General features: G+C 65.9%; 9 protein-coding genes. 7 read left to right on the forward strand and 2 right to left on the reverse strand.

All coding sequences use genetic code 11. The features are described 5' to 3' along the window. Positions 1–4 precede the first annotated feature (4 nt). Genes JLK41_RS09285 through JLK41_RS09295 form a run of 3 tightly spaced genes read left to right on the forward strand, consistent with a single transcriptional unit; the run spans position 5 to position 4,191 of the window. Positions 5–1,363: a DUF1329 domain-containing protein gene (locus tag JLK41_RS09285; protein WP_210390850.1), complete on the forward strand. Its 1,359-nt coding sequence runs from the start codon at positions 5–7 to the stop codon at positions 1,361–1,363. A 13-nt stretch (positions 1,364–1,376) separates the two neighbouring features. Continuing rightward, positions 1,377–2,768: a DUF1254 domain-containing protein gene (locus JLK41_RS09290; protein WP_210390851.1), complete on the forward strand. Its 1,392-nt coding sequence runs from the start codon at positions 1,377–1,379 to the stop codon at positions 2,766–2,768. A 25-nt stretch (positions 2,769–2,793) separates the two neighbouring features. After that, positions 2,794–4,191, forward strand: coding sequence for a DUF1254 domain-containing protein (locus JLK41_RS09295; protein WP_210390852.1), 1,398 nt, complete (start codon positions 2,794–2,796; stop codon positions 4,189–4,191). A 47-nt stretch (positions 4,192–4,238) separates the two neighbouring features. On the opposite strand, the gene JLK41_RS09300 is transcribed toward JLK41_RS09295, so the two are convergent. After that, a complete protein-coding gene (locus JLK41_RS09300; RefSeq protein ID WP_210390853.1) occupies positions 4,239–5,153 on the reverse strand; it encodes a LysR family transcriptional regulator in 915 nt (304 codons plus the stop codon). 208 nt (positions 5,154–5,361) lie between these two features. On the opposite strand from JLK41_RS09300, the gene JLK41_RS09305 reads away from it, so the two are divergent. From JLK41_RS09305 to maiA, 4 genes are all read left to right on the forward strand, one after another. After that, on the forward strand, positions 5,362–6,723 hold the full coding sequence (locus tag JLK41_RS09305; protein ID WP_244976490.1) for an MFS transporter: 1,362 nt from the start codon (positions 5,362–5,364) through the stop codon (positions 6,721–6,723). 82 nt (positions 6,724–6,805) lie between these two features. Beyond that, positions 6,806–8,113: a homogentisate 1,2-dioxygenase gene (hmgA, locus tag JLK41_RS09310; RefSeq protein WP_150609059.1), complete on the forward strand. Its 1,308-nt coding sequence runs from the start codon at positions 6,806–6,808 to the stop codon at positions 8,111–8,113. An 18-nt stretch (positions 8,114–8,131) separates the two neighbouring features. Continuing rightward, the gene (gene fahA, locus JLK41_RS09315) at positions 8,132–9,442 is read left to right on the forward strand and encodes a fumarylacetoacetase (RefSeq protein ID WP_210390855.1); all 1,311 of its coding nucleotides are present in this window, start codon (positions 8,132–8,134) and stop codon (positions 9,440–9,442) included. An 18-nt stretch (positions 9,443–9,460) separates the two neighbouring features. Beyond that, positions 9,461–10,108 (forward strand): maleylacetoacetate isomerase, encoded by a 648-nt coding sequence (maiA, locus tag JLK41_RS09320; RefSeq protein WP_210390857.1) that lies wholly within the window; start codon positions 9,461–9,463, stop codon positions 10,106–10,108. Between the two features lie 120 nt (positions 10,109–10,228). Here maiA and JLK41_RS09325 read toward each other — a convergent pair whose 3' ends face one another. Next, complete coding sequence (locus JLK41_RS09325; RefSeq protein ID WP_244976491.1) at positions 10,229–11,776, reverse strand: DHA2 family efflux MFS transporter permease subunit; 1,548 nt, start codon at positions 11,774–11,776, stop codon at positions 10,229–10,231. Between the last annotated feature and the right edge of the window lie 2 nt (positions 11,777–11,778).

Genomic DNA, 11,778 nt, shown 5'->3' on the forward strand with positions numbered 1-11,778 from the left:
GAACATGCACAAGACACCTCTGATCCTTACTGCCCTGGCTGCCCTGATCTGTGGCAACGCTCAGGCAGCCGTCTCCGCCGAAGCAGCCGCCACGCTCGGCACCCGCCTGACCCCGGTCGGCGCGGAGCGCGCCGGCAATGCCGACGGTTCGATTCCCGAATGGACGGGTGGCCTGCCGAAGGAAGCCGGCCGCCTCGATGCCGCCGGCTTCCTGAGCAATCCATTCGAGGCCGAGCAGCCGCTGTTGGTCATCACGGCGCAGAACGCCGAGCAGCATCGCGAGCAGTTGAGTGCGGGGCAGATGGCGATGCTCAAGCGCTACCCGGACAGCTATCGCCTGCGGGTTTTTCCCACCCACCGCAGTGCCGCGCTGCCGGACCAGGTCTACCAGGCCATCGCCCGCAACGCGCGCCTGGCCAGGCTGGTGGAGGGGGGCAATGGTCTGCAGGACCTCGACACCGCCTATCCCTTCCCGATCCCGCAGAGCGGGCTGGAAGTGCTATGGAACCACATTACCCGCTACCGCGGTGGCAGTACCCGGCGCAGCCACGTGCAGGCCACTCCGCTGGCCAGCGGCACCTTCACCCCGGTGCACTTCCGGCAGCAGCTCAGCTACCGCGACAAGATCAAGGGCTATGACCCGCAGAACCCGGGCAACGTGCTGTTCTACTACAAGCAGACGGTGACCGCGCCGGCGCGTCTTTCCGGTGACGTGGTGCTGGTTCACGAGACCCTCGATCAGGTCAGGGAGCCGCGCATGGCCTGGCTTTACAGTGCCGGCCAACGGCGTGTGCGGCGTGCCCCGCAGGTGGCCTACGACGGCCCCTATCCGGCCTCCGAAGGCCAGCGCGTGGCGGACAACCTGGACATGTTCAACGGCGCGCCGGATCGCTACGACTGGAAGCTGCTGGGCAAGAAGGAAATCTACATCCCCTACAACAACTACCAGCTCGACTCGCCGCAGCTGAAGTACGCCGACCTGGTCAAGCCCGGGCACATCAACTCCGACCTGACCCGCTACGAGAAACACCGCGTCTGGGTGGTGCAGGCCACGCTCAAGGACGGGCAGCGCCACATCTATGCCAAGCGCGAGCTGTATATCGACGAAGACACCTGGCAGATCGCCCTGGTCGACCATTACGACGCACGCGGTACGCTGTGGCGCGTCGGTGAGGGCTACAGCAGCTACCGCTACGACCAGCAGATTCCCTGGATGGGCGTCGAGGCGCTGTATGACCTGCTCAATGGCCGCTACATCGCCTCGGGCATGCGCAACGAGGAGCGTGGCGGCCTGGAGTTCGGTTTCGAAGCGCTGGCAGCCGAGTACACCCCCACCGCGCTGCGCAATGCCGGCGTCCGCTGAAGGAGAGCCTGACATGTCACTGAACAAGAAATGGCGCCTGGGCTTGGGCATCGCTGCCGCTGTGCTGGGGGGCGTGGGTCTGGCTGGCTACAACCTGATCCAGCAGGCCAGGGACACCGCGCAGGCCTACCTGTTCGGTTTCCCTCTGGTGATGATGGAGGTCACCAAGCAGCACCAGATGCTGATCGGCACCAGTGCGATGAACCGCTTCAACCACGCCAAGCGCTTCCCTGATCCGGAGTTCAATGGCGTGGTGTCGCCGAACATCGACACGCTCTACAGCATCAGCCACTTCGACCTGCGCCGCGAGCCGCTGGTGATGGAGATTCCCGACACCCGTGGGCATTTCTACATGATGCAGATCATGGATGCCTGGAGCAATGTGGTGACCAGCCCCGGCACCCGCACCATCGGCACGGCCGCCAGGCGCTATCTGGTGGCCGGGCCGGATTGGCAGGGCGAGACGCCCGCAGGGCTGGAACTGATCCGGGTGCCGACTCAGCTGGCCTGGCTGATCGGCCGCATCAGAAGCGCCAATCAGCAGGAGTACCAGGCGGTCACCCAGTTGCAGGAGCGTTTCAGGCTGATGCCGCTGAGCACCTGGCAGGGACAGCCGGCTGGAGCAGCGACGCCGGTGGCCATGGTCGAGCTGCCGCGACTGGCGCTGAGCCCGTCACCGGATCGCCAGGTCGCCAGCTGGAGCCAGGACGAGTTCTTCGCCACCTTCTGCCAGTTGCTCAAGGACAACCCGCCGAGCGCCGCCGACGCGCCGATGATGCAGCGCATCCGGGCGACCGGTCTGCTCGGCCCGGGTTGCCTGGCGCGCCTGTCACCCTTGCAGCGGCTCGGCAGTGCCCTTGGTTACGAGAAGGTGCTGGAGGTGATGGCCAACAGCAAGCAAGTGCTGGAGCAATTGCCGACCTTCAACGGCTGGCGGATCGGTTATGACCTGGGCGACTACGGTACCCGCTACGAGCAGCGGGCGATCGTGGCGAAGGTCGCCCTGGGTGCCAACCTGGCGGCGGACGCGATCTACCCCAACCTGTGGAATGACCAGCAGGGCCAGCCGCTCACGGGCGCGCATCGCTACGTGCTGCACTTCGGCAAGGAGCAACTGCCGCCGGTGCGCGCCTTCTGGTCGCTGACCCTCTACAACGGCCAGCAGTTTCTCAGTGCCAATGCGCTCAAGCGCTATGCCCTCAGCGGTGACAGCGACCTGCGCTACAACGCCGATGGTTCGCTCGATCTGTATGTGCAGCACGAGCAGCCCCAGGCGCCCGAGCAGCTGAGCAACTGGCTGCCGGCCCCGGCGGAGGATTTCAGCCTGTTCCTGCGCCTGTACTGGCCCAGGAAAGCGGTGCTGGACAAGCAGTGGGTGCCGCCGGCCATCCAGCGTTTGCCATGAGCAACCTGAATACGGAAAAACGTTCATGAACGACCTGAAGCTGTCCCCCTGCCTGCTGCGCAAACCGCGTACGCTATGGCGTCGCCTGCTGCTTCTGGGCGTGCTGGCTGCGCTGCTGAGCGGCGGTCTGGCGTGGAGCCAGCGCGAAACCCTGGGCCTGGCGGCTCGGGGCTATGTGTTCGGCTATCCGCTGGTGCTGGCTGACCTTACCCGGCACGACTTCGTCAGCGACATCGCGCCGGCCAATCGCCTGGTGCACATGCCGGCCTTTCCCGACGCGGATTACCGCGTGTTCGTGCGGCCCAACGTGGACACCCTCTACACCCAGGCCTGGCTGGACCTGGATGCCGGGCCCTGGGTGTTCGAAGTGCCGGCCAGCCAGCGCTACTTGCTGATGCAGTTTCTCGATGCCTGGAGCAACGTCTTCGCCAGCCTTGGCAGTCGCACACTCGGCAGCCAGGGCGGAAGCTTCCTGCTGGTCGGCCCGCACTGGGACGGGCAGGTGCCGGCAGGGCTGACCCTGCTGCGTTCACCGACGCGTCTCGCCTGGTTGCTGGGACGGATCCAGACCAACGGCAAGGCTGACTACCCGAGCGTGCACGCGATCCAGGCCGGCGTGCGCTTGCGCAGCCTGCAGGACTGGCAGCAGGGCAGCGCCAGCCCGGCGCTGCCATTCGCCATGCCGCAGAGTTCCAGGCCAGCTCCGCTGTACCAGATGCGGGGGCTGAGCGCGCAGGACTTCTTCGCTCGCCTGGCCACCCTGCTGCAGGACAACCCCGCTGCGCCTGCCGACAGCGCCGCCGTCGCCGAGCTGCGCCAGCTTGGCGTACACGCTGGCGCAGCGCCGCAGTGGAACTGGCTGCAGCGACAGGCCGTGCGCCTGGGTATCTGGCTGGCCGGGCGCGAGATGCAGCGGGCGCTGCAGGACACGCAAGGGCTGGTCAACGGCTGGCGTGAGCCACCGCTGCATATCGGCGACTACGGCACGGATTACGGGCTGCGCGCGGTGGTGGCGATGGCGGGCTTCGGTGCGAACCTGGCAGCCGACGCGATCTACCCGAACGCCAATCTCGATGGCCAGGGCCAGCCGCTGCAGGGGGGACGACGCTACCGTCTGCATTTCGCCGCCGGCGAGCTGCCGCCGGCCAGGGCGTTCTGGTCGGTGACGGCCTATGACGGTGACGGTTACCTGATCGCCAACCCGCAGGGTCGCTATGCGCTGGGTGACCGCGACCCGCTGCGCTACAACGCCGACGGCTCGCTCGACCTGTGGTTGCAGCGCGAGGCGCCGGCCGCCGAGCAGCAGGGCAACTGGTTGCCGATTCCGCCCAGCGGGCCGTTCAGCCTGACCGGGCGCATCTACCTGCCGGAGCGGCGCCTGCTCGACGGTCAGTGGCACATGCCGGCTATCGAGCGCCTATGAGGCCCGACACGCCGGCAGCGCCGCATCGCGCGGGCACAGTGGCGTCATTACTGCGCCATGGAGCCCCATTTCTGTTGCGCGACGTAGGCCAGCAGGTAGTCGAAAAAAGCCTGGGCGGCGGGTGAGATCACACGATCCTTGCGTACCAGCAGGTGGAACTTGCGGCGCACCGTGGGCTCGCTCAAGGTCCGGGTCTGCAGCTGGTAGAGGCTGAGCAGGGAACGCGCATAGGGCAGGCATACCGTTACACCCAGGCCGGCGCTGGCCATGCTCAGCGCCGTGGTCATGAAGGAGACTTCCTTCGTCGGCGCGTAGTTGAGCTGGTCCGACGCCGCGTGCAGTTCCCGGCGGAGGATCTGCGTGTACTCGCCTTCCAGAGAGATGAGCGGGTGGCCCAGAAACTCCGCCCAGGTCAGGTGCTCATGCCGGGTAAGCGGATGCTGTTGTGGCAGCACGGCGACGAAGGGCATGTCGAACAGCAGGTGCGCCGTGATATCCCGGTTTTCCGTGCGCTCCGGGCCGATCCCGAAATCCACTTCACCACCCTGTACCCTCGGCAGCACGTCCTCGACCAGGCTGTCGGACAGGCGCACGTCGACCCCTGGGTACAGCTGCGAGAACGAGCTGACGACATCGGTGAGCAGCGTGCAGGCCATCAGTTGCGGCGCCGCGACACGCACGGTGCCCGACTTGAATTCCTTGATATCCGTGATGGCCCGAAGTGCTTCGTCGAGGTCCTGAAGGATGCGTGCGGTCAGCGGCAGGAACTCTTTGCCGACGCTGGACAGCTCTACCTTGCGCGTCGTGCGGTTGACGATCTGCACCCCCAGCGCCTGCTCGAGCTCCTTGATCAGGCCACTGAGCGTGGGTTGGGTGATGTGCAGGGCCGTGGCGGCTTCGGTGAAGCTCCCGAGCTTGGCCAGCGTGACGAAGGCGCGCAACTGGCGCAAGGTAACATTCATCGTTTGTCCCGATAAGTTGATCGAAAAATACCATTTGTTCAATAAGTGCATCGGTCATCCAATGTACACGTATCTCGGTCAAGCGGAGACAAGTCATGTTCAATGATCCAACGCCGGGCAATGCAGGGCGCGCACGCCCTGGTCGCCGTGACGCTGGCGGCCCATCGCCGTTCCTCGAGCACGCGCCATCTGCACAAGGACCTCGCGTATGAGCGCCGTGCAGACCATCGACATTCCTTCGGTCATCGACAGCAACAGGCTCAGCCGCAGCCAGCTCTGGATCCTGGTCATGGTGGGGCTCACCGTGGTCATGGATGGCTTCGACGTGCAGTCGATGGGCTACGTGGCCCCGGCCATCATTGCCGACTGGGGCGTGAGCAAGGCCGAGCTGGGGCCGGTGTTCGGCGCAGGGCTCTTCGGCATGCTGGTGGGTTCGCTCACGCTGAGCGTGCTGGCCGACAGGATCGGCCGCCGCCCCGTACTCATCTGGGCCACGGTGTTCTTCTCGCTGTGCATGCTGGTGACGGCCCACGTGACGAGCATTGGCCAGTTGCAGGTGATCCGCTTCGTCACCGGCCTTGGCCTCGGCGCCATCATGCCGAACGCGCTGGCGCTGGTGGGCGAGTTCAGCCCCCGGCACAAGCGCGTCACCCTGATGATGCTGGTGTCCTGCGGTTACACCATCGGCGCTGTGCTGGGAGGCCTGGTGTCGGCCTGGATGATTCCCCTGTGGGGTTGGCAGTCGGTGTTCTATCTCGGCGGCATCTTCCCGCTGCTGATCGCGGCGCTGATGTACGTGTACGTGCCCGAATCCATGCAGTTTCTGGTGGTCAAGGGCCGACGCCTGGATGAAGTGGGCAGGACGCTGCGCAGGATCGACCCCTCGCTGAAAGTGGATGGCAGTACCCGCTATGCCCTGGCGGAGACCGCGCAGGGTGGCGCCCCGGTGGTGGAGCTTTTTCGCGAGGGACGCGGCGTGGCGACGGTCCTGCTGTGGGTGGTGAACTTCATGAACCTGCTGAACCTGTACTTCCTGTCGAGCTGGTTGCCGACCATCGCCACCAGTGCCGGCCTGTCCACCTCGACGGCCGTCATGGTGGGCACCACGCTGCAGGTCGGGGGTGTGCTCGGCACCTTGCTGATGGGGCCGGTGATCGACCGCATCGGCTTCTTCAAGGTACTGGTGCCGTGCTTCGCCCTTGCCGCACTCAGCATCGCGCTGATCGGGCAGCCGGGCATCGGCTTGCCCCTGCTGTTCCTCGTGGTGACGGTGACCGGTTTCTGCATCATCGGCGGCCAGCCGGCGGTCAACGCCCTGGCCGCGACCTACTACCCGACCGCGCTGCGTTCCACCGGCCTGGGCTGGAGCCTGGGCATCGGGCGCTGGGGCTCCATCGCCGGTCCCGTGCTCGGCGGCCTGCTGATCCAGTTCGAGTGGAGCAACAGCGAGATTTTCCTGGCGATGGCCGTCCCCACGGTGATCGCCGCGCTGATGCTGTTCCTGTTCGCCCATACGGGAGGTACTGCGTCTGCACCTGCAGCACGGGTCGACGGCGACATCGTGCACTGATGGCCGGAGCCAGCCTCTGCTCCACGTTCCTGACGGCCGCCTGGCGGGGCAGGTCGTCATCTCGCATTGAAGGAGTGAAATCATGACCGTCAAACCTGATTCCGCAACCCGTGACGACCTGTGCTACCTGCACGGCTTCGGCAACGAGTTCAGCAGCGAGGCGCTGGCAGGTGCACTGCCAAGCGAACAGAACTCGCCGCAGCAGTGCCCCTATGGGCTGTACGCCGAGCAGTTCTCGGGGACGGCATTCACGGCGCAGCGCCATCTCAACAGGCGCTCCTGGCTGTACCGCATCCGGCCGTCGTCGATGCACCAGCCATTCGAGCGCATCGACAACGGCCAACTGGTCAGTGATTTCAGTGACACCGAGGCTTCGCCCAACCAGTTCCGCTGGAACCCGTTGCCGCTGCCGAGCGAGCCGACGGACTTCCTCCAGGGCATGGTCACGATGGCCGGCAACGTCGATATCGCGGTGCATCTGTATGCGGCGAACCAGTCCATGGGCCGGCGTGCCTTCTACAACGCGGATGCGCAGATGCTGATCGTGCCGGAGCAAGGCCGCCTGCACATCACCACGGAGTTCGGCCTGATCGACGCCGAGCCGCAGGAGGTCGTGCTGATCCCGCGCGGCGTCCGTTTTCGTGTCGGCCTGCCGGATGGCAGCGCGCGCGGCTACATTTGCGAGAACTTCGGCGCGGACCTGAGGCTGCCGGACCTGGGGGTGATCGGCTCCAATGGCCTGGCTGCGGCGCGGCATTTCCAGGCGCCTGTCGCCTGGTACGAGGACGTCGAGGGCGAGCACGAGCTGATCGCCAAGTTCAGCGGCAACCTGTGGCGCGCGAAGATGGGCCACTCGCCGTTCGATGTCGTGGCCTGGCAAGGCAGCCATGTACCGTACAAGTACGACCTGCGGCGCTTCAACGCAATCGGTTCGATCAGCTACGACCATCCGGACCCGAGCATCTTCCTGGTCCTGTCCGCGCCCACTGCCGTGCCGGGGCTGGGCACCCTGGACTTCGTGATCTTCCCGCCGCGTACCCTGGCGATGGCGCATACCTTCCGTGCCCCCTGGTTCCACCGCAATGTGGCGTCCGAGTTCATGGGCCTGATTCACGGTGTCTACGACGCCAAGGCCGGGGGCTTCGCCCCGGGCGGCAGCAGCCTGCACAACCGCTTCACCGGCCATGGACCCGACGCCGAGACCTTCGAGAGTTCATCCACGCGCAACATCGATCAGCCGGACTACATCAAGGACACGATGGCCTTCATGTTCGAGACGCCGATGCCCCTGATCCCCACGCCCTACGCCATGCAGTCGCCGCACCTGCAGCGCGACTACGCACAGTGCTGGCAGGGCCTGAAAAAGCACTTCAACCCGGACCGCAAGTAAGCGCAGGACAATCGACACATGGCTACCTTGAACGAAACCCATGACCCTTCGCTCGTCAGCTGGGTCGAGTCCGCCAACCTGAAGGGCAGCGACTTCCCTATCCAGAATCTGCCGTTCGCGGTTTTCCGCCGCCGCGGCAGCGACGAACCCTGGCGCGGCGGCGTCGCCATCGGCGAGCAGATTCTCGATATGCACGCCGCCTTCGCCGCCGGCATCTTCAGCGGTGATGCGGCCGCCGCCGCAGGCGAGGCCAGCCTGAACCGCCTGATGGACATGGGGCCGGCGGCGTGGTCCGACCTGCGTCTGGCTCTGTCGCGGGCGCTGCGTCCCGGTGCGCGCGAGGCCGTTGTGCTGCATCGCTGCCTGGTCGCGCAGGCCGATGCCGAGTACAGCCTGCCGGCGCAGGTTGGCGACTACACCGATTTCTATACCTCGGTGCACCATGCGACCAACATCGGGCGGCTGTTCCGCCCCGACAACCCGCTGATGCCCAACTACAAATGGATTCCCATCGGCTACCACGGGCGTGCCTCCAGCCTGATCGTGTCCGGCGAGAACTTCCGTCGTCCCTGCGGGCAGATCCTGCCGCCAGGCGCCAGCGCACCGGTCTTCGCGGCCAGCAGGAAGCTGGACATCGAACTGGAGCTGGCGGTGTACGTCGGGCGGGGCAACGCCCATGGCCAGGCCATTCCCCTGGCCGAGGCCGAAAACCATGTGTTTGGCGTGTCGCTGCTCAACGACTGGTCGGCGCGTGACATCCAGGCCTGGGAATACCAGCCGCTCGGTCCGTTCCTGGCGAAGAACTTCGCGTCCACGCTGTCGCCATGGATCGTCACCCTGGAGGCGCTGGCCCCATACCGCACCGCACCACCGGTGCGTGACGCCGAGGACCCGGAGCTGCTGCCTTACCTGAACGCCCCTGGCGACCGTGAGGAAGGCGCGCTCGACATCCAGCTGGAAGTCCTGATGCAGACGGCGCGGATGCGCGCCGAAGAGCAGGCTGCCACGCGGCTGAGCGCCACCAACTACCGCCACGCCTACTGGACCCTGGGGCAGATGGTCGCGCATCACACGGCCAATGGCTGCAACCTGCGCGCGGGCGACATCCTGGGCACCGGCACGCTGTCCGGCCCGACGCTCGACCAGGCGGCCGCGCTGATCGAACTCACTGTGGGCGGCAAGCAGCCTGTCGTGCTGCCCAATGGTGAGCAGCGTACCTTCGTGGAGGATGGCGATCGCATGGAACTGCGCGGCTGGTGTGAGAGGGCTGGCGCTGCGCGCATCGGCTTTGGCGAGTGCGCGGCCACCTTGCTGCCGGCGCTGGCCTGAGCGATGGGGGCCTGAAACGTGCTCAAGCTCTACACCTATTTCCGCAGTTCGGCGTCGTACCGCGTGCGTATCGCGCTCAACCTCAAGGGCCTGGCCTGGGATGCCGTGCCTGTGCACCTGCTGAAGGACGGTGGCCAGCAGCATGTGCCCGATTTCGCTGCGCTCAACCCGAATGAGCTGGTGCCTGTTCTGAGCGATGGCGATGCGATCCTGGTGCAGTCGCTGGCCATCATCGAGTACCTGGACGAATGCCATCCTCAGCCGCCACTGTTCCCGGCAGATCCGCTGGGGCGCGCGCGCGTGCGGGCGCTGGCCCAGACGATCGCCTGCGAGGTCCACCCGCTGAACAACCTGCGGGTGTTGCGCTATCTGGAGCGGCAACTCGATATCGACGCCGACGGCCGCAACGCCTGGTATCGGCACTGGGTCGAGCGTGGCTTCAGCGCCGTGGAACGCATGCTGGCCGAGTCTCCCGACACCGGTCGCTTCTGCCATGGCGACACGCCCTCGCTGGCGGATTGCTGCCTGCTGCCGCAGGTCTTCAATGCCGAGCGTTTTAGGGTGCCGCTGAGCGGCTATCCGACGATACGGCGGATCGTCGAGCAGTGCCGGCAGCTGGAGCCCTTCCAGTCGGCCGCCCCCGAGGCGCAGCCGGACGCCGAGTGAGCGGCCATCCGGCGAGGAAAACGTGGCACCGGCACCATCGCCACGCACCGTGACGAATGGATACTGCGGACCAACCTGAACATCGGTTACCACTTCTGACGCGACGCTCGGCGGCTTGCCTCAGTGGCCGCTGCCCAGTGTCACGCTCCTGGGCTTGGGCGCCAGCCACACCGCGATGGCGGCCAGCACGAAGCCGACGGCGGCGGCCATGGACAGGTTGAGCACGCCCAGCGTCGCAGCCTGCACTTCGACCAGCTGTTCGAGCGTTACACGTGCCTGCTCGAAGCTCAGACCCGCCTGCTGCAGCAGACTCATCGCCACTTCAGGGTCGTTCAGACTCGCAGTCAGCTCGGAGCGGGACGTGCGGCCCTGCCAATCCCAGGCGGTCATCGCCAGCGCCGTGCCGATGGCACTGGCGAGCGTGCGGAGAAAGCTGAGCAGGCCAGCGGCGGATGTCTGCTCCCTTTCCGGAACGCTGCTGACGGCGAGGGCACTGAGCCCGACGAAGAACAGGGACATGCCCAGACCGTGCAGAAGGTGGGGCATGACCAGCGTCCAGTAGCCGACATCGGTGTTCCAGTCCGCCCGCAGGGTCGAGACGAACGCCATCCAGAGCAGGCCGATCGAGATCGTGAGGCGTGGATCGACCTTGCCGATCAGACCTGCGGCGATGGGCGAGGTCAGGACGGCGAAGAAGCCCAGCCAACCGACGACATAGCCGGCATGCGTCGCGGTATAGCCTGCCGTCTGCTGCAGCCAGAGTGGCGTCAGTACCACCTGCGAGAAGAAGGCGGCGAACCCCAGCGACATGGCGAGCGCGGCGAAGGTGAAACCGCGATGGCGGAACACGCGCAGGTCGACCACCGGGTTGCTCGCGGTCAACTCCCAGAGTACGAACGCAGCGAAGGAGATGGCGGCGACGATGGCGAGCACGATGATCAGGTTCGAGCTGAACCAGTCCTGCAGGCGACCTTCATCGATCATGATCTGGAACGAGCCCACCGACAGGACGAGCAGGATCAGCCCGATGACGTCGATCCGTGCCTTGATGCGTCGGGTCTCGAACGGCTTCATGAACGCCAGGCAACCCATGACGACGATGGCGACCACCGGAAGGTTGATGAAGAAGATCCAGGGCCAGGACCAGTTGTCGCTGAGCGTGCCGCCGAGAATGGGCCCCAGAATCGGCGCGGTGGTGGTGGTCATCGCCCAGATGCCCAGGCCCGCTCCAGCCTTCTCCTTGGGAAATATCTGCATCAGCAGAATCTGCGAGAGCGGCATCAGCGGGCCACCGGCAAACCCCTGCAGGACACGGAACGCGAGCAGTTGCTCGATCGACTGGGCAAGGCCGCACAACAGCGAGAAAAGGCCGAAGCCAATGATGGAGAACAGGAACCAGCGAACCGTGCCGAAGCGCATGGCGAGCCAGCCGGTGAGGGGAACGGCGATGGCGTCGGCAACCGCATAGCTGGTGATCACCCAGGTTCCCTGCGTCGCGGAGGCGGCCAGCCCACCGGCGATATGCGGCACCGCGACGTTGGCAATGGTGGTGTCGAGGACGACGACGAAGTTGGCCAGCCCGAGCGCGAAAGCCGCAGCCGCGAGGCGTATGCCTTGCAGCGGTTGGGGCGTGATGGCCATGGCTTCGGCAGATGCAGTGCTGCTCATGG

This window comes from Ectopseudomonas khazarica, from assembly GCF_017915135.1.
GTDB classification, from domain to species: domain Bacteria; phylum Pseudomonadota; class Gammaproteobacteria; order Pseudomonadales; family Pseudomonadaceae; genus Aquipseudomonas; species Aquipseudomonas khazarica.